The sequence below is a fragment of the Prevotella herbatica genome (assembly GCF_017347605.1).
Classification (GTDB): domain Bacteria; phylum Bacteroidota; class Bacteroidia; order Bacteroidales; family Bacteroidaceae; genus Prevotella; species Prevotella herbatica.
In genome coordinates, this window is sequence record NZ_AP024484.1 from 2,791,819 (window position 1) to 2,811,062 (window position 19,244).

Annotated in this window: 15 protein-coding genes; all 15 read left to right on the top strand. The window is 42.2% G+C overall.

Translation table 11 applies throughout. The features are described from left to right. Positions 1 to 786 precede the first annotated feature (786 nt). The 15 genes from prwr041_RS10490 to prwr041_RS10555 all read left to right on the top strand — a co-directional run bounded on the left by prwr041_RS10490 (position 787) and on the right by prwr041_RS10555 (position 18,742). Complete coding sequence (locus tag prwr041_RS10490) at positions 787 to 1,047, top strand: RteC domain-containing protein (RefSeq protein WP_207153731.1); 261 nt, start codon at positions 787 to 789, stop codon at positions 1,045 to 1,047. A 304-nt stretch (positions 1,048 to 1,351) separates the two neighbouring features. Continuing rightward, on the top strand, positions 1,352 to 1,804 hold the full coding sequence (locus prwr041_RS10495) for a D-Ala-D-Ala carboxypeptidase family metallohydrolase (protein ID WP_207153732.1): 453 nt from the start codon (positions 1,352 to 1,354) through the stop codon (positions 1,802 to 1,804). 8 nt (positions 1,805 to 1,812) lie between these two features. Next, positions 1,813 to 2,886 (top strand): hypothetical protein, encoded by a 1,074-nt coding sequence (locus prwr041_RS10500; RefSeq protein WP_237072217.1) that lies wholly within the window; start codon positions 1,813 to 1,815, stop codon positions 2,884 to 2,886. A 1-nt stretch (position 2,887) separates the two neighbouring features. Then, positions 2,888 to 4,753 (top strand): bifunctional DNA primase/helicase, encoded by a 1,866-nt coding sequence (locus prwr041_RS10505; RefSeq protein ID WP_207153733.1) that lies wholly within the window; start codon positions 2,888 to 2,890, stop codon positions 4,751 to 4,753. A gap of 182 nt (positions 4,754 to 4,935) precedes the next feature. After that, a complete protein-coding gene (locus prwr041_RS10510; protein ID WP_207153734.1) occupies positions 4,936 to 5,214 on the top strand; it encodes a hypothetical protein in 279 nt (92 codons plus the stop codon). Positions 5,215 to 5,904: 690 nt separating this feature from the next. Next, entirely contained in the window at positions 5,905 to 7,986 is a 2,082-nt protein-coding gene (locus tag prwr041_RS10515) for a VapE domain-containing protein (protein WP_207153735.1), read from the top strand. Positions 7,987 to 8,320: 334 nt separating this feature from the next. Continuing rightward, positions 8,321 to 8,770, top strand: coding sequence for an HU family DNA-binding protein (locus tag prwr041_RS10520; protein WP_237072210.1), 450 nt, complete (start codon positions 8,321 to 8,323; stop codon positions 8,768 to 8,770). 74 nt (positions 8,771 to 8,844) lie between these two features. Further along, positions 8,845 to 8,952 (top strand): DUF6486 family protein, encoded by a 108-nt coding sequence (locus prwr041_RS13675; RefSeq protein WP_237072218.1) that lies wholly within the window; start codon positions 8,845 to 8,847, stop codon positions 8,950 to 8,952. Between the two features lie 668 nt (positions 8,953 to 9,620). Next, a complete protein-coding gene (locus prwr041_RS10525) occupies positions 9,621 to 10,499 on the top strand; it encodes a tyrosine-type recombinase/integrase (protein ID WP_207153736.1) in 879 nt (292 codons plus the stop codon). Positions 10,500 to 10,868: 369 nt separating this feature from the next. Then, entirely contained in the window at positions 10,869 to 11,468 is a 600-nt protein-coding gene (locus prwr041_RS13800) for a DUF3575 domain-containing protein (protein WP_394370794.1), read from the top strand. Between the two features lie 27 nt (positions 11,469 to 11,495). Next, positions 11,496 to 12,965, top strand: coding sequence for a tetratricopeptide repeat protein (locus prwr041_RS10535; protein WP_207153738.1), 1,470 nt, complete (start codon positions 11,496 to 11,498; stop codon positions 12,963 to 12,965). Positions 12,966 to 13,022: 57 nt separating this feature from the next. Beyond that, positions 13,023 to 14,852 (top strand): pilus assembly protein, encoded by a 1,830-nt coding sequence (locus prwr041_RS10540; protein ID WP_237072219.1) that lies wholly within the window; start codon positions 13,023 to 13,025, stop codon positions 14,850 to 14,852. 65 nt (positions 14,853 to 14,917) lie between these two features. After that, positions 14,918 to 16,108, top strand: coding sequence for a hypothetical protein (locus prwr041_RS10545; protein WP_237072220.1), 1,191 nt, complete (start codon positions 14,918 to 14,920; stop codon positions 16,106 to 16,108). Positions 16,109 to 16,134: 26 nt separating this feature from the next. Beyond that, a complete protein-coding gene (locus tag prwr041_RS10550) occupies positions 16,135 to 17,043 on the top strand; it encodes a FimB/Mfa2 family fimbrial subunit (RefSeq protein ID WP_237072221.1) in 909 nt (302 codons plus the stop codon). Positions 17,044 to 17,068: 25 nt separating this feature from the next. Next, entirely contained in the window at positions 17,069 to 18,742 is a 1,674-nt protein-coding gene (locus prwr041_RS10555; RefSeq protein ID WP_207153739.1) for a DUF4906 domain-containing protein, read from the top strand. Positions 18,743 to 19,244 lie beyond the last annotated feature (502 nt).

A 19,244-nucleotide genomic window follows, 5' to 3' on the forward strand; every position in this document is an offset into this window, starting at 1 on the left:
AGAACGGAAAGAACTAGGAAAGAAGCATAAAACAAAAAGGGAAGAGTAACGTAAGAGCAAGGAGAGAAGGAGCAAACAACATGAAAGACAGTATCTACCCAGTATCGTATCTGTCTTTGTCAGCGAGATCTGCGGCATCTGCTTTAGCAGATCCATTTGCCCAACCTGTCTTTTGTCTGCGTAAATCTGCGAGATCTGCGGGAGAATCGGCCGTTCACACATGCAAAAAATAATATGATTCATTTATTCTAACTTTATCTGCGTAATCTGCGGGAGAACAGCAGATTATATTACAGTTTAGAATATGTGGAAGAGCAAGCAAACAAGAAAAATATACCATATAGTAACTATATGGTATGTATTATATTTTCGCTAATGAGCAAACAAAGATAGTAAAGTGGCTAAAAGTGTTAAAGTATCACAAAGTTAGTCTGTTTAATGTAGGTTTGCGTGATTAATACATACAAAAAAAATAAATATTTATTGGATATATATTGTTTGATATTTTGATATGTAAATATATATTTATACCTTTGTGATACAGAAGAATATATTCTGTATGGGAACCAGTATGCCTGCCTCATGTGTGAACGACTCAATAAGTTTGATGTGGCAACGTGTGCGATCTCATACCATACAAAATGCCGTGTCAGAACACTATGTGATTAGACGGGGTGAGTCCATGAATTACTATATTCATGTCCCTTAACATGAACACAAGCCTGATACCAGTTTTGCTTTGGTAAACAAACAATATTATTAACAATAAAAAAATGATTTATCATAATGAATAACCCAAAATACTATTGGAACGGAACTAAGTCTGAACTTATTGAAATATGCTATGCACTTTATGCAAACAAACTAATTGAAGGCGAGAATCTTCACATGCTTAATTTCAAGGAAACATGTAGTCTGATATTTGATTTATTAGGTGAAAAACTACCTCATAATCCCTATGACAGCATGGCACACATGAGAAAAAGAAAAAAGAAAGAGTCTACAAGTATCTTGTACAAATCTTTTAAAAAGTGTTTCGATTGTTAAACAATTTCAAAAACATACTAGTTTTTTGCAAGTTTTCGACAAAACACCCAAAAACGCTTGCACATTTCGTAAATTTGTATAAGCAATCAAGCTATTAAAACTGTATGATTATGATTAGAAAAATAACTTACATTAGATTATGTTTGCCCCTGCTTCAACAAGCAGGGGCAAATAATGTAAATCTTAATATGATTACATAAAAAGCAACCAATAAACATATAACAACGACTTAGTTATTAGCCACTATTTAAAGGATGATGAACAATCACTCTAGCGGTAGCTTTGTCCTTTTTTTTTAACGATTATGATTTTAAAAAAAACTCAAAAGAAGATGCTTTCTTCGCACTTCTCCCTTAATGAAATGATTTATTCTGAGACTGCTATCAATCATCATATTGACAACATGCCTAGCGAAACAGAGATTGAAAACTTAAAGTATCTGTGTGAAAAAATCCTAGAACCTATGCGTCAACATTTCGGCGTAATAAGAATCAATAGCGGTTTCCGCTGCCCTTTGCTCAATCAGCGTGTAGGAGGAGTTGGTAACTCCCAACATCAGTTTGGTGAAGCTGCCGACATCAGGTGCTGTGATAAAGATCTGGCTCGTAAATATTTTGACTTTATTGTTGCTCACTGCGTTTACGATCAACTACTTTTTGAATACAACAGATGTGGTATCTTCTGGATTCACGTTTCTATTAAACGTGATGAAAAGAACAGAAGAATGAGAATAGAAAATTATCCAGCTAAACATTAACAAGAATCATGAAATACTATATGCTATCATCAAATTTCCTTAATAGTGAGGAAATGCAGAAATTAGACATCAATCATAGACTTGAAGGACGTGGAGCGATCATGTTCATCTTTGAGTATCTTGTTGACCGCAGGAATGGACTGGGAAGTTATATCAGCATTCCGAGTCTTGCCAGAGCAATGGGAAAGAATAAGAAGTTTCTGCTTGAGATAATCAATAACTATGGATTGTTTTGCAGTCCAAAAGACACTGACATTTTTTACAGTCCTTATCTGCGTACTACGCTCGGTTTGCCAGAACACCCTTCTGATGATGAGATAAAGGAGTGTGTTGGAGGGTGGAAAAGCACAAAGAAAGACAATGAAAGTTGCAAGAAAAATCAAAAAAGTTCCAACAAAGTTGCAACATTTTCAAAAAAAGTTGCAAAAATAACTCCGCAACTCACTGAAAATCAGTACTCCCACTATATAGAACATAAAGATAGAAATAGAGATAAAGAAAATATAGATAAAGATAAAAGATATTCTTCGTCTACGACTACGAATATTAAAAGCGATGTCGTAAACGCAAACGTTGGTTCTTCTTCTGATTCTATCAAAAAATCATTTGCTGACGCCGACTGGGTGAAGTCCATTTCTGGAGTTACGGCTCTGGACCTTACCGACAGGACTGTTGCCGATGCCTGTATGGAGTGGTTCGGCATGCAGTGTAAGGCAAAGGGCAAGACCTTTGACACGGACGAAAACGCAAGGTGGTATTTCTGTAATCTGCTCCAACAGGGACGCAAGACAAGAGAGGCGTTTGATGAATACTACAAGCAATATAAATACGACGAAATGGTAAGGAAGACCGCCATGGAATGCTGCGAGGACGATTATTACGACTACAAGGAAAATGGCAGACGATATGATTCACACCACCAGATTATACCGCCTGATGCTCCACGGCAGATGGATCCAAACACGATATGGAGCTGGATAAAACTTGAATTCATTCCAGTTGGTGATTTCAGGATGGACCCTGAAATGGCTGCACGGTCTGACTATTACGACGAGTACCGCCGAATTCATAATATGCAATAACATGGGACAGACGTATGATGACGGCTACGGTCACAAGGTTGTAGCAAAGGCGGATTTACAGATATCACGGTCCACAAGCGCAAAGACGAGCGGAAAGATAAGATGCAAGTGTCCTGAATGCAGCAGTCACGAGGGCAACAAGCCCAACTCCGACTGCGTGAGTATTGACCTTGATACTGGTTGGGGACACTGCTTCAGATGCGGAACGGTGTTTCTGCTTGAAAGTCATTTCAAGACATGGAAGGAGGGACAGGAAAAGCGGTATGCCAAGAAGAAATACAACCTGCCAACGGCTGATTATTTCATGCCCAACTTCGGCACAAAGACGATGGAGTATCTCAAATACAGATGCATCAGTACGGACACCGCACATAAACTTGGCATCAGGACAAGGGTGATTGAGCACGGAGCGACAAAGGAGGAATATATCGGATTTCCGTTCATCGACGGCAGCAACACCGTTGACGTGCAGTTTAAGTTGGCTTCAAAGACAGAAAAGAAGTTCTTCTTTGAACAGGGCTGCGAGAAGATTCCCTACAACATCAACAGTGCCATAGGTGCCTCGCAGATACTTATCACAGAGGGCATGATGGACACGGCTGCCTGCACCGAATGTGGCTATGAGGCGGTGGTGAGTCTACCTAATGGTGCACAGAGCGATTTGCGATGTTTCGACAAGTACAAGGACTATTTTAGTGGGGCAACGATTATCTATGCGGGAGATACCGATGAGCCTGGTATTGAGGCACGCAACAAGGTGGCTGCCTACTTCGGGGAGTCACGGATGAAGAGTGTTGACTGGACTTACAGATGGAAGGACGACGAGGGCGAGGACAACATGCACTGTGCCAAGGATGCCAACCAGATGCTGATGGAGAAAGGCAGGGATGCCGTGGTATGGTGCATTGAGCACGCAAAGAAGATGAACGTTGCGGGACTTGTGGAACTCGACAGCGTGGAGTCGCAGCTTGATGACCTTTACGAAAACGGACTTCCAAAGGCAAAGGACCTGCACGTGGCGAAGCTGAACAATATCTTCAGGATTGAGGACGGACTGATTTATCTTGGTTTTGCCGCTCCGGGCAGTGGAAAGTCAACGATGATGAACTTTATCATGATGAGTATGGTGCATCTTTACGGCACGCACATCCTCGTTTACAGTCCTGAAAAATATCCTACAGCCCGTCACTACTCTGAGATGATCAACGTGATGACGGGTAAGGAGTTCAGCAAGGGTAAGTTGATTGAGCCAGCCTATCAGCGGGCAAAGGACATCTGTAGGGAGTATATCCGTGAGATTGACGCCAACGTGACCAACGACATAGACGGCATCCTGCACATAGCGCAGCAGGAGTATTACCAGGGACTGTGCGACATGCTGATAATAGACCCTTTCAACTGGATTCAGCTACCAGAACAGACTGGCATCACGGACACGATGAAATACACGATGCTGCTGATGAAGATCGTGCAGTTCGCCCATCAGTACAAAGTGCCCGTGTTCATGATGCACCACCCCCGCAAGTTTGACGACAAGACCAAGCTCACCATCAACGACATCTTCGGTAGCAGTGACTTCGGAAACAAGAGTGATTACGTGTTCTGGCTTGACCGCAAGAAGGACGAGGACCCGCTGAAGGAAGTAACGTACTGGAACTGCATCAAATGCCGTTGGAATGAGATCGGAAAGACGGGTACTGTTGCGCTGAAGTATTCCACGAACACCATGCGATACGCTGGCTGCAATCAGAACTTCGATAAGACGTATAGTCCCATCAGTGAGGATGATAGTGACTGGACGAAGCATGAAGCCACTTCTCAGGAGATTGACTTCAACCCAGTTACTCTGCCTGAATGTCCGTTCTAGAAGTTCTCCCGCAAAGTTTCTTGTATCAACGTGAACTGCATTATATCCCGCAGAGAAAATGAGGTTCGCATGCAAGATTACTCACATGATAAACAGCCGTATCTCCCGCAGATAACGCAGATTCACGCAGACAAACGGCCAACAGCATGAACTACATTGTCTCCCGCAGATAATGAAGAGGAATGCAGCAAGCTGCATTATTTCGCAGAGAAAGACAGTTAGTTATTGGTGTAGTTTTGTGGTTTTATCTGCGTAATCAGCGAGATCTGCGAGAGAATCGGCCGTTCACACATAAGGAAAGAGCAAGCAAAGAACGAGCGTATCTCACAGATAGATTGAGTCCTCTTGCATGTTATTCTCTCGCAGATAACGCAGAGGTCGCAGATGAATGCAGCAAGCTGCATTATTTCGCAGACAAACATCAAAACAGCATGAACGGCAGTATCTCTACAATGTGGTAACTGTCTTTGTCAGCGAGATCTGCGACATCTGCTTTAGCAGATCTATTTGACCTAACTGTCTTTTATCTGCGTAATCAGCGAGATCTGCGAGAGAATCGGCCGTTAAACACATAAGGAAAGAGCAAGGAAAAAATAAGGAAAGAACAAGAAATGAGCAAGCAATAAAACAAAAAGGGAAGAGCAAGGAAAGAATAATGAATCTGCGGGAAAAAAGCAACAAATATAAGTATTAACAATTAAAACAACAACGAATATGTCAAATTTATCAATCGGGGAACGCTCCCCGAAACAATCAGATGCCAGAAATGCGGGCGTGAACTTCCTAAACAGAAGTTAGAACGCATGAAGTCTGGAACCTATCGACAGGTATGCAACCAGTGCAAATACGAGTACTACATCAAACCCTCACGGGTAAGGCGCATACTCAGGGAACTGGAAAACGATACATAGGTTTTACAAATTAATAAGCGTCGAAACGTCTATTTGCTGATAATCAACGTATTAGATGCTATTTTTCAAAAACATACTGTCGGTAAAATGGCAAATAACAAAAACGTTTCTACGTAGAAACGGAAACGTTTGATCGATGAAACGCAAACTTTATGTCGTAGCAACAGAAACGTTGCTTCGTAAAACGGCAAGCAATGCTTCGTAGAACGGAATTTTAGCTCATAAAAACGAAAAAACAGAATGAAAATATCAAAAATCAATGTTTTGTATAAGGCAAAACAGGAAATCAAACAAAAATTGACGAGTCTTGATGATTTGTTTGTCATGATTCGGGGTGAAAAATACCAAAAGCAGTGCAATAAACTGCGATATGCCCTCAACTCATACCCCAATATTGCGGGTATGAAGCTTGCTGAGACGGCAGAACTGCCACAGATACAGTTTTCTTTGTGCAGAAAACAGTACACGGGCTATGTTTTGCTGTCGTTCAAGGCAGAGGACGGTTGGCTGAACAATCTGAAGTTTCTTGCAGAGGGACTTCCGCAGACACTGATGTGTTTTACTGGAGCATCGGCAAAGTCACTGAAAATCGTAGTGGCATTTACACTGCCAGACGGTACGCTGCCACAGACAGAACAGGACATCTGCTTCTTTCATCAGCATGCCTACTTCACATGTGCTAAGTTTTACGAGGCGGAACTTGGCATCAAATGCGAGCGAACAGTGCCTACCACTCAAACCGTATGCAGAATAAGCACGGACGAGCACGTTTTTCTTAATGCCAGTGCTATACCGATGATTCTTCAGCAGCCCCATGAAGGCGTTGAGAAAAGAGTGAAAAGTGAGATTCGCTACCAGATGAAGAAGACAAGCTACAATGCAGGCAGGGAAACGGGCGTGATTCCTTTTTATGAAAAGCAGCACATGGCTATGGCGAAGTTTCAGACAATATTTCTGAATCTCATCAATAGTGCCGTGGATATGGATATGGACGAGATTGTAACGGAATTGGCAAAAAACTGTCAGCGCAACGGTCTTGCGGAGGAGTTCTGCATCAAAAGACTGATGCGACATGCGCCATACTGTAATTTTGATTATATCGTACGCAACTGCTTCCGCAACGTGTATGACACGAGTGCGCCAAAGTCAGACTGTGCGGTATCAAAGATGACTATCGACATGGAAAGACTGCGCACGTTTCTTGCCGTGAGATATGCTTTCCGCAAGAATGAGATTACAAACGACTGCGAATACAGGGAACGTGACAGTTTTATATTCTCGTGGAACTCCGTTACAAAAGAGGTTCTTAACACGATAACAATCAACGCAAAGTCTGAGGGCATTGACGCATGGGACAAGGACGTGAAGCGATTCATAGAATCATCATTCACAGAAGATTACGACCCGATTGCAGACTGGATAACTTATCTGCCAAAATGGGATGGCGAGGACCGCATTGATAAGTTTGCCCAGAGGGTGAAAACGGATAACCAGGACTGGGTGAAGAACTTTCATCTGTGGTTTATCAGTATGGTGAGCCAGTGGATGCGCAGAAACTCCATGCACGGTAATTCACTTGTTCCGCTGTTGGTAGGCGAACAGGGAGACGGAAAGTCAACATTTTGCAGAATGATCATCCCCGAAGAACAGCAGATCTACTATACAGACCGTGTGGACTTCACGAAGAAGGAGGATGCCGTGAAGGCATTGAGCCGATTCATACTGATAAACATAGATGAATATGACAGTATTTCAAAGCGCCAGACAGCATTTTTGAAGTATATGTTGCAGGCAGTTGATGTGAAGTTTAGAAATCTATATGAGAGCCTCACGCAGCAGCACAAGCGATATGCGGCTTTCATCGGCACGACCAACAACCCTCAACCGTTGATAGATTATACCGGTTCACGACGATACATGTGTATCAGGGTGAAGGAACGCATAGACACAAGCACGGCAGTGAACTATGAACAGATGTATGCTCAGGCAGTTGAGGAAATAAAATCGGGAGCAAGAACCTATTTCGACAACGAGGCGGAACATCAGATTCAGCTTGCTAATGCCGATTTCCTACAGATTGATTGCATGGACGACATCTTCTTTGAGATGTTTCACCGTCCTGCGAAAGAAGAGAAGGCGATGCGTCTCACGGCAACGGAGATTGTGCAGAAAATGAAAACGAAGTATCGTAACATCAGCATCAACAACAGCAACATCATGCGTGTAGGGCATATTCTGATGAGGAATAAGTTTAAGCTGACAAGGGGAAAGTCTCGCCGTTATGACATCGCTACAAATGACACGTTGGTGCCACTTGATTAATGCAGATTTGAAACGTAGCATGTTGATAATCAATGACAAGACACTTAGACGCTAGTATTTTTGAAAACCCTATGTGCGTGCGCGTGTATAGATAACTGTAATAAGGTGAAACATAGGGCAACGCAACTTTGGCTAACACGCCAACGAGTATTTCATTGCAAGCATGGAAATATCGCAGTACCTTTGCATCGTCATTTGAAAATCAGGTGACTGGGCTTAATGAAAGGAGGAACATTATAGGTGCACATATATGATGCTTTCAGCAAGTCTCAAACAGTAAAAAAAACAATTTAAAACGAAAGGAAAAAGAAACATGCTGAATTACAAAATTTACATGAACAAAAACAAAAAGAATCTGAAAACCTATAACAAGTTTTACGCTCGTGCCGTCTATCACGGAATAGCTCAACTTGATGACATGGCAGAAAAGATTCAGGCAAACTGCTCAGTTAAAAAGAGTGATGTACTAGCAGTACTCACAGAACTTGCAGAGGTGATGACAGCCGAACTTCAGGACTCAAAAATCGTAAAGATCGCAGGACTAGGTTCATTCAAGCTCACACTGAAATGTGTAGGCGCAGACAGTATCAAGGAGTTCACACCTGCCAAGAACATCAAGAAAGTCAACATCCGCTTCTCTCCGGAAGCACATGTAGACGCAGGTTCAAAGACACGCACCAAGGCATTGGTAACCGGTACGCAGGTCAAGGAGTACGCAGAGTACAACAAGATCAAGGGTGCACCCAAAACAGGTGATCCAAACGGAGGAGTCGTAAAGCCTTAAACATAGCTCCCCCTGATGCGCACAGGGGGACATTGCTTTTAAACAAAACAACAAATTAAAAACAAACACAAACAATGGATAAGAACAAAGTAAACATTTCATGGATAATCAAGATAGTAATCGCTATCGCTTCAAGTCTTCTGGGGTTGCTTGGAACGCAACAGAACGAAACACAGAACTAGCCGAGTGAGCTATCACGATTTCAACGACTTAATTAAAATCATAACCAACTTAATATGGTTAATCGCAGCGCTCACAGCGCTACTTAGCTGCACGGTATGGATGGCAGGATAACAACAGAGGGATGTGCTAAAGCGCATCCCTTTTATGTTTTTAGGTTTCTCGCAGATGGTTATTGTTTGTGCTTCTGTAGATAGATTGAGTACGCTTGTGTGATAATTCTCCCGCAGATCTCGCAGATTTACGCAGAGAAACAGCATGAGTTGCATTATCTCCCGCAGACTTATTGTCTCAACTTGAACGGCCTATTCTCTCGCAGATAACGCAGAGGTCGCAGATGAATGCAGCAGGCTGCATTATTTCGCAGATAAAGACAGTTAGTGTTGTTCGTGTTGTTTGGGTGTTTATCTGCGTAATCTGCGTAATCTGCGAGAATCTGCGAGATCTGCGGGAGAATAGGCCGTTCACATGCAAAGAAAAAGAATATCAACGGGAATCAGCGGGGAACGGCTTTGTCTATTATTTTGACTGACATATATAATCTGTATTAAAATAACAGTGATTCGTCTGTTATTAAATTTAAAATGAGTTTTTACTTTCTTTTTATTGGTCTTTGATTTGTAAATTTGTAATTCACTTTTTAAATATTATTTTTATTATTATCATTATTATGTCAGTAACATTCTCTTCTTTTACCCAGACCTGTATTCGTGACCTTCGGCAAGAGGGTCGTTTTTCAACCGCCCATTTGTATGACATTTCACTGCGCTCTTTCTGTAAATGTCTCGGTCACGATGTTATCCGTTTCAGTGAGATCAACCGTAATTCCCTTCATGTTTTTAAAATGTATCTCATTCAGCGGAATTATTCCCCCAATACTCAGTCCACTTATATGCGCATGCTCCGTGCCCTATATAACAAAGCTGTGTATGCAGGGCTTACCAAACATGTTTATAATCTGTTTCACGATGTTTATACGGGCATTGACAAAAGCCATAAGAAAGCGATGTCGCCCGTTGACCTGAATACACTCTTTTTTGGCAAGGTAAGCAGTCCAGCACTCATCAGTGCTCAGCAGATTGCCAGACTCATGTATTGTCTTTGTGGTATTCCCTTTGTTGATTTTCAGCATGTCGGCGCTGACTCAGTCAAGGACGGGTCTCTGAACTACAGCCGCCGTAAGACGGGAGTCTGTGTCAGCATTCCTGTCAATAAAGAGACGGTTGCTCTTATAGAGAAAGCGGCAGTATGCCCTTCAGACATGAATACCGAGGCGGGCTACCGCCATTACCAGTCATTGCTTCGCAAGTTTAACGCCAGTCTTTCGCGTCTTGCCAGTAAACTTGGTATCAAGGCTCATGTGTCCTCTTATACCATCCGCCATTCCTGGGCTACCACGGCTCTGTACTGTCATGTTCCTGTGGAGGTGATCAGTTCCGCTCTCGGTCATGCCGACATCAAGACCACGCAGATATATCTCAAGGGCTTCAATGCTAAAGAGATAGGGCTTGCCAACAGAAAGGTATGCAGGTGTGTAGAAAATAAATGATGTGTAGAAATGTCTTTTGACAGGGCGGTTACGCCTGTAGCACAGACTCTTAAGTACAAATAAAATAGCCGTTACTTTACAAGTAACGGCTATAAATAATTATTTGGCAAATGTAGTGATTAATTTATTGAATTATATATTAATTTGCATTAATTAACTAAAAACCAACGAAAAACATATTAAAGAGGAAACAGACATCCGAAATATATTCATATTTGGATATATTTTGATGATTTATTCATCTGCCTCCTCCAGTCACACGTAACAACTATTTACGTATGACAGTTTTTTCGTGCCCTTTTATACTCTAAATATCACTCATTCCTTTCTGTTACTTGTAAAGTAACAGAAACTATTTTTTTAGTGATAATGTTTAGACGAATCGTAGATAGACGAGTGGGTGATAACAGTGTCTTTATCCTAAAGTATTGTTTTATATTCATACTTCAGCTGATCCCATTTCAGCTGAAGGCTCAGCATGTTGCACTGAAATCCAATTTGCTCTATGATGCATTATGCATCCCTTCCCTGGGTACTGAGGTCCGCCTTGACAGTACCCTCACCCTGAGTGTTTCCTCAACCTATTGCCCGATATCATACGATGATAACCGTAAATGGAAGAACTGGTCAGTTCAGTACGAAGCCCGTCATTGGTTCCGCAAATCCTTCAATGGTCCCTATATCGGAGTCTTCGGCATTCACGGAGGCTTCAACTTAAGCCGACTTCCCTTTTTTCATCTTTCCCATCACCGTGCAGAAGGTAACTTCAACGGTGCCGGACTCACTTTCGGCTGGCATAGGATCCTCTCTCCTCACTGGGGCATAGATACTTCCTTGTCTGCTGGCTACCTGCACTTGCGCTATCGCCATTACCGTGAGGGACGCTACGGCTACCTCGAATATACGAAGAGTCACGACTATGTCGGTCCTGTCTCCCTCTCGATATCACTGGTGTATATAATAAGATAATAACAATGAAATAATATTTATAGAGAAATGAAACTATTACAATCTGCATTCTTTCTTCTTGCCTTTAGCGGAGTCGCATCCGCAGCATCCGCCCAGACTGTCTACGGCGGACAGATCTACGTCAACTCAGAGAACTTTACCCGTCAGGGCGACCTTCTCCGTGTGCGCATGAAGGTAAGCTACGACAGTAGCGTTGTGGGAAGCTGTGAGTCGCTGACATTCACCCCCGTTCTTAAGACAGACAGTGCGGTTTCCGTGCTTTCTTCAGTGGTTATTAACGGTCGTGAACGTGAGCGCGATGCCCATCGCACAGAGGTTCTTTCTGAGGTCCGTCGCAATATCCCCATCGTAGTCAAGGACAGTCGTGCTGCTAAGCGCTATTTTGTCTACGACACAACAGTTCCTTATAAGGACTGGATGCAGGACTGCCGTATGTATGTGGAGAGCGAGGAACTTAACTGTACCGGTCACCGCGGACACGTCTATGAGGACCTTGTGCTGAAAAACATCTACCTCCACGACATGAGCAACGACAATCCCGATCCCAATGTACATTATTATAATCTGATGGACTATGTTCAGTTCCTTCAGCCTCAGGGCTCCGACATTGACAAGTTCCATCGCAGCGGTGAGATTCAAATCTTCGGTAACAAGTCGCTCGCCAAACTCAGCGGCAGCAGATTCAACCATACCGTGTTCAATACCATCGCCACTGACGTGAAAAGCGAATTGCAGCGTTACGGAACTAGCCTTGTTGGGCTTCGCATCAACGGCTTCGGTGCTCCTATCGGCAACTACCGCCGTAATGAGAGTGAGGCAATGGAGCGCTCCCTTGATTTGAAGAAGTACTTGATGAAGCAGAAGCTCACCAATCGCAACGACCTTACCGTAGGCTGGCTTGCTGAGGACTGGGACAGTATCTCTTCGCTTGTAGCGGGTAGCGGCATGAATCTTCGCGAAGCCGTTGTAGACATCATTAAGAGCATCGACGTAGTCAATGGTCGTGAGCGTGAAATCCAGAACATCGGTCACGGCATGCCTTATGAGTATATGGTGAAGTTCATCTTTCCAAAGGTCTATCGCATCAAATATACGCTGACATTCCGTCACGATGGTTTCGACAGCAACTCTGCTATGCAGCACCTTGGTTCAAACCCTGCAACAATGACGCTGGGTGAACTCTATGCCACAGCTGGATTCTATAAGAAGGGCTCTCGCGAATACAACGACATCTTGGATCTGACAGCCCGTCTGTTCCCTGATAATCCAGAGGCTAATATCAATGCAGCCGGTGTAGCTCTGACACGTAACGACGTAACCCTTGCGCATAAGTATCTTAAGCGCTGGGAGACTGATCCAAGAGCCTACTGCAATATGGGACTCCTTTATCTTAGCGAGGGCAATCGTGATAAGGCAGAGGTTTACCTGAAGATGGCAAAGGCTGCTGGAGTTGTACAGGCAGACAAAGCCCTGACCGAGCTGATGAAGATTAAATAAAGCATAATCAACAAAGTAAGTAAAACGATTGATAATTAATATAGTAAATAAAGCCTTATGAAACATACATTATACATATCATCACTATTGGCGGCATGTATGCTTCTATTCTCCTGTGCGTCGGACAACACCGTCGTACCGGATGACGGCTCCTCTAAGTCTGCCGTGGTGAACCTCTCACTCTCAACAGGTGCTGTGACGCGTGCCAACGGAGCACTGCCGACAGATAATGGTTCTGTTGTGGGGAGTAATGAGGGAACGCTTAACCATATATGTGTGGGACTCTTTGATGCCAACAATAAGCTGGTTACCCTGTATGAGTATGATTACAGCGGAGATGAAAATATTTCAACCCGTACAGATGCTGTACAAATGCTTATCTTTGCTAATGTACCAACTGGTGCATTTGCTGGCAAATATATTCTGAGTGACTTTTATACAGTGGCTCAGGACTTAGGCTATACCACATCAGTGAGTGGCAAGAGCAATACCGGTGTTACCACGGCAAACTCTCAGAGCATGAAGTCGCTACCGATGATGTCCGATGTACAGACATTAAACTGGGGATCAGGTACAACCCTGAGCCCGACTGTAACCCTGAACCGCATGGTAGCGCGCGTTGCACTGACAAATATAACCTACAGCTTCACTGGTTCATACAATGGCTGCAGCTTTACTCCCACGGAAGTGTTCATGTATAATGCCAGCAACCAGCTTACCAACTGGAATACAAAGACTGTTTCCGGTAATGTAAGCGGAGAAAATATCGCGGGCAATGCTAATACTGCATATCTGGGCAGCGGTACGATCAGCACCTACAGTGCTCCTTATTATTTCTATGTGTTTCCTCATGGCAGCACCAGTCCTACAAAACTGGTCATCAAGGGAACGTTCAAGACAAACAGCGGTACAACATACACCACATATTATCCGATAATAGTAAACAGTTCCTCAACCGGCAACATTGTTTCGACGATTGTATCCGGTACGGGTGACTCAAAGATAAGTGCGAATACTACTTATGGACTTTCTGTCACTCTCAATGGTACTGGTGTGGCGAATGTATCCGATGAACTAACCTCAGCCAATGTTACCGTAACCACAAGTGTTGATAATTTCACGAGTGCGACCGTTTCAGAATATTTCGGTCCCAAGATCGGTGATATATTCTATTCGGATGGTTCATACAGCAGTACCCTTGTATCAGGTAAGACTCCTGTAGCAATCGTATTCAGTACAACAACAAGTGCAGCTGATCAGGCGAAAGGCTTTAGGCATGGATATGCCATGGCTCTGCAGAATGCTGGTAATAGTACCGCAGCATATCAGTGGTACACATCAAATAGTGGCAATCCAACCGGCTCATTCTTTACGACTGCAGCTCAGATCATGGCAGATAAGGACGGTCTCTCGCATACTGGAACTATACAGACAACAGGTTATGCAGCGGGAATAGCTGCAAAAGGCTATATAGCAAAAGATAAAAGCGGTAATAATATAGCTCTAAGCGGAACAAGCGGTTGGTATCTTCCAAGTATTGGTCAATGGTATGATATATGTGTAAATCTGGGAGGAACGGTTTCCTCTAGCGGAGTTTCTTATACGAACACTGGCACGGATTGGCTTAGGTGGTATAGCGGAGATGATAGCTCTGGTAAAAATTATTCAAGTTTATGTGTATCGGCTATAAATGTATATTTGAATGTATTAAAAACAAATGGTTATAATGTGGATTTGTTCACAAATAATGGTGAAGTATATTGGAGCTCTTCAGAGTATACTTTTAGTTCTGCTTACTACGGGGGGTTCGGTAGCGATGGTAATACGCCCTTGTACAGTAATGGTAAGGTTACAATCTGTAGGGTTAGGCCCGTTCTAGCTTTCTGACCTAATAACATTTAACATTATATAAAGATATTAATAATAAGAATTAATAATAAAAACGTGAGACTATGAATAAGAATTATTTGCTTTTATCAGCAATGTTGTCAGTAATATTGATGACATCCTGCTCTTCTTCCGACACGGAAGAAGGAACTACAGCCAAAGGTAGTCCGGCAGTAGTTAATCTAAACTTAGGTATACAGGGCACTCGTGCGTCTTCTACATCCACTCTTCCTACAAGTTCTAATACTTTAACAGGCGAGGGTACTGTTAATGCTTTTATGTCAGGTCTGTTTGATGCCAATGGTAGTACCGTAACAATCAACACAGCCTCTCAAACGTCAATAACAACAACAACCCAGGCACGAAAAATATATATTGCTGCAAACACAGTAAACTCTGCTGCTGACAAAAATTTATTTTTAGGATGTACCTCTACTACAGACTTCACGGGGTTGAAGGCCGATTTGAGTTACACAACAAGTACTGACGGACAAGACAATAGTGCAAAGAATACCGTTAACTCTCAGCAAATGACAGGCTTACCAATGTTTGGTAAGGATGATAACTGCTTCTCTTCTTTTGCCACATCAAATACTTCAGATGTGACAGTTAATCTTGGTCGCCTTGTAGCGCGTATAGATCTGAACTCTCTGAAGTCTGCATTTGCTAGTACAACAGCATATCCTACAGCATCTTTTACAGTACATGAAATATTCATGTATAATGTTAATGATGTCTGCACCTATGGCGGAACCGCCAGTCAGAATCCTGCTCTCTCAGAGTCATCAGGTACAACTGGTAAATGTGAACAGACAGATGCATCAGGTGCAATTTCCTCTCTTAATGATTATGCTTATTTAAGTAGTGGAGCATTGACCAATGTAGGTGCAGGAACAGGTACAGATGCTGATCCTGTTGTATATTTAACATCCACAACCCCTTATTACTTTTATGTATTTCCCCATTCATCAACAAATCCAACAAAATTAGTTATCAAGGGACTGTTTAAGACAAGCAGCGGTGATGCGGGCACAGAACTGTATTATCCAATCATCATTAATGATGACGCGATGTCTACAGAATCTATTACAACAAACAACGATGTGATAACAGCAAATAATATCTATCAGCTTGATGTTACACTCAAAGGTCGTGGTGTAACAGACCCTTCACAGAACATAACGCCAGCCACAGCTACTGTTCATTTTGCAGTTACAGGCTGGACTGCTAATCCACAGACCGTAGTAATACAGTAAAAGACAATAAAAAATAAAATCGTATTATGAAGTTAAGATATTATCATAATCTACTGTTGCTTCCACTATTGTCGTTGCTTGCCTCATGCATCAACGATGACTATTCCAACTGCGTGCAATACTCGTTGATCGTGTCACAGACAGACAGCGTAGGCAACGCCTTGGGTGAGGCAGTGAAGGGTAACATGATGGCATATCTCTTCATAGACGGTAAGTTTGACCGTATCGTTACCTCAGATCCGGATGGTAGCTATAAAATCAGTTATGACGGCAGACTTGGTAATGCCTCTCTTGTAGCGATAGGCAGTTCAAATAAGGACAGTGCGCAGGTATTCACTCCAGCTGTCGGTACCGACATGAATTCCATGTCGGTAAGCGTAAAGCGCGATTCAGTTACCGGTGAATACCTGCTTCCGTCTTCGTTGTATTACGGCACTTATGATATCAGTTCTCAGGCGGCAGGCAGTGGAGCTGTATATGGAAATATTGTTATGAAGAACAAGCCCGCCAGACTTCATGTGGTGATACGACAACTGAAGCAGTACTTCGGAGATCGGGATTATCGTGTTGAACTTTCTGGGTTCCGTAGTAAGATGACATATTCTGGTAAGATAACAGGAGATTCTATAGTTTATAGCCCGTCATCATCCTTTGAAGGCTCCGACCAATTAGTCACAAATCCGATAAATACTTTCCCTACACAGGATGGAGAATATTTGACCGTATCCGTTTATGGTGATACTCCTGAAAGCGCCGGAAAGTCACGTGCATTGGATAAAACATTTATCTGGGATACTAACCGCGACATTGATGGTAAGCTGGTAACGCTGAATTCCGGTGACGACAAGGTTATCATCGTAGACTGCAGCAGTAGAAAACTTGTTCTGACAGTTATGCCATGGGCAGTTTATACCCAGCATGTTGTAATACCGTAATTTATATATTATTGATAATGCAATTATGATTAGAAGAATATCATATACACTCTATATATTATTTACACTGGCATTCGTATCTTCATGTAGTACGATGGACGATATGCTTGATGAGAGGCAGGATGATGCTACACTGACAGTAAAGATTGCTCAGCAGGATCCTACGACTGTAGCCACACGAACGATCAGTGATGCGATAGACAATGTTAATGTGCTTGTCTTTGATGGTCAGGGGCATTTGATTGGTAGTGCATACGCCTCAAGCAGTCCTACCTCTGTATCAGTTCCTGTGAGGGTTAGTAGTGGTTGCACCATCTGCGCTATAGCCAATACAGGTAGCAGTTCTTATTTTGACGGAATAAGCACATTTGCAGAACTACAGGCAAAGGTAACTCCAATATTGGCATCAGCGACTGCATTGGGAGCAAAAAGTAATGAGGTATTATATGGTACAATTCCAGGTGTAACGCTGAGCAGCGGAGCAAATACTCAGGCTGTTACTTTAAGACGATTATACAGTAAGTATACTTTTACGATAACACCTTCCAGTGACATAGTAATAACCGGTTATCAGCTTTGTAATGTTCCCAATGAATGTTGTATAGCATCAGGTAATACATCTAATCCCACAACAGGATTTGCAGGATTGAATTATGATGCCGTTGCCACTTCAGTCTATGCAGGTACTACAGTTACAGCAGGAACATATTATATCTATGAGAACCTAGCAGGTACAAATTCTGCGTCAAATACAGCAGAATTAAGAACATCAGCTAATGCACCGAACGGTGCTTCATATTTACTGATAACGGCGAAGGGGTATGGTTATAATGGAGGATGGACATCAATATATCGAGTCTATTTGGGCGGAGTTACGAATGCAGTAAGTCCTGTTGTAGATTATACCAATTTTAATATAAATAGAAATTTTAATTATCAATGCAATATAGTAATTTCTGGTAGTGGTGCTAATGATGTTAGAGTGACATATTCTCCAACAACAAGTACGAGAACTAATGTTTATTTCGGTGATGCGACAGTAGGTACTTATTTATACAGTGATGGTACAACAGGAACTACTAAAACTGGTCATACAGTAGTAGGTATTGTATTCTCTAATCAGTTAAGCTCAGCAGAATACAGTGCAGGCTATAGACATGGTTATGCTTTGGCACTAACTGATGTTTCTGGAAATCCTACTTGGGGACCTTATCCAGGTGATGCCGGTCTTACAAAAGTTACCACCTTTGCCGATTATTATAATGATATTACTGCGGGCTATTACGGAACATTTACTAAAGGCTATAATAAAAGCAACGGCAGCTATCCTGCATGGCAGGCAGCTAATAACTACAATGTAGACGTTTCTCATTTTACTAACAGTGGTTGGTATCTTCCAAGCATAGGTCAATGGTGGGATGTTTGTGCCAATCTTGGCAAGGTTGATCTTATCAGTCAGCAAAATTCTAATTCTGGAAATAGCACCCTTTATAACGGTTCAACAGCAACAACCAATGTTAACAATGCCATAGTAGCAGTAGGAGGTATAGCATTAGCTTCAGATTACTATTATTGGTCTGCCTCAGAGTATGATACTTACAACGCTGCGTTAGTTAGCTTCCTTAGTTCGGGCATCGTCTTGAGCAAGTTCTATAAGAACTATCTGGCTTATTACGTTCGGCCTGTCCTCGCATTTTAACTATGTATCTATTTAATAATTTATCTATTTTAAATTAAATATTATGTGTGCACAGCATCTTAAAAACCGCCTGTCGCGGTCGTAAATTTTAAAAATTAATTCACTATGTGTTATACGGTTGGCGAGAAGATGGTGAATATCAATCTAGATATGTTGTCTCTGATGTATAGAGCAAACAGCTATTATCAAAACAAGCATGATATTTGAACTTCTAATTAAATATAACAACGATGCTTAATAGTATTGAATAATAAGATATAACTCAATTCTATAATGTCCCTCATGATCTTTTCATGCGAAGAGTAGGTTCGTGAGAATCGAAGGGCATAGAATATATTTATCACTATAAATTAATGGATAGTTAGTTCTATTCATTTTCTTCTAAGGCTATTTTGTCTAAGAAGAGTACATCCCGGTGGGGATGTATTGGAGAGCTTTCACACGTGAGTGTGGAGGCTTTTTAGTTTAATCTCCCGCAGAAAATTTGTAGTGTCTGCTAAAG

What these genes read in the sequence shown, in the direction of transcription:
- prwr041_RS10490 (WP_207153731.1), top strand. Translation starts at nt 787, where the DNA reads ATGAATAACCCAAAATACTATTGGAACGGAACTAAGTCTGAACTTATT.
- prwr041_RS10495 (WP_207153732.1), top strand. Translation starts at nt 1,352, where the DNA reads ATGATTTTAAAAAAAACTCAAAAGAAGATGCTTTCTTCGCACTTCTCC.
- prwr041_RS10500 (WP_237072217.1), top strand. Translation starts at nt 1,813, where the DNA reads ATGAAATACTATATGCTATCATCAAATTTCCTTAATAGTGAGGAAATG.
- prwr041_RS10505 (WP_207153733.1), top strand. Translation starts at nt 2,888, where the DNA reads ATGGGACAGACGTATGATGACGGCTACGGTCACAAGGTTGTAGCAAAG.
- prwr041_RS10510 (WP_207153734.1), top strand. Translation starts at nt 4,936, where the DNA reads ATGCAGCAAGCTGCATTATTTCGCAGAGAAAGACAGTTAGTTATTGGT.
- prwr041_RS10515 (WP_207153735.1), top strand. Translation starts at nt 5,905, where the DNA reads ATGAAAATATCAAAAATCAATGTTTTGTATAAGGCAAAACAGGAAATC.
- prwr041_RS10520 (WP_237072210.1), top strand. Translation starts at nt 8,321, where the DNA reads ATGAACAAAAACAAAAAGAATCTGAAAACCTATAACAAGTTTTACGCT.
- prwr041_RS13675 (WP_237072218.1), top strand. Translation starts at nt 8,845, where the DNA reads ATGGATAAGAACAAAGTAAACATTTCATGGATAATCAAGATAGTAATC.
- prwr041_RS10525 (WP_207153736.1), top strand. Translation starts at nt 9,621, where the DNA reads ATGTCAGTAACATTCTCTTCTTTTACCCAGACCTGTATTCGTGACCTT.
- prwr041_RS13800 (WP_394370794.1), top strand. Translation starts at nt 10,869, where the DNA reads ATGTTTAGACGAATCGTAGATAGACGAGTGGGTGATAACAGTGTCTTT.
- prwr041_RS10535 (WP_207153738.1), top strand. Translation starts at nt 11,496, where the DNA reads ATGAAACTATTACAATCTGCATTCTTTCTTCTTGCCTTTAGCGGAGTC.
- prwr041_RS10540 (WP_237072219.1), top strand. Translation starts at nt 13,023, where the DNA reads ATGAAACATACATTATACATATCATCACTATTGGCGGCATGTATGCTT.
- prwr041_RS10545 (WP_237072220.1), top strand. Translation starts at nt 14,918, where the DNA reads ATGAATAAGAATTATTTGCTTTTATCAGCAATGTTGTCAGTAATATTG.
- prwr041_RS10550 (WP_237072221.1), top strand. Translation starts at nt 16,135, where the DNA reads ATGAAGTTAAGATATTATCATAATCTACTGTTGCTTCCACTATTGTCG.
- prwr041_RS10555 (WP_207153739.1), top strand. Translation starts at nt 17,069, where the DNA reads ATGATTAGAAGAATATCATATACACTCTATATATTATTTACACTGGCA.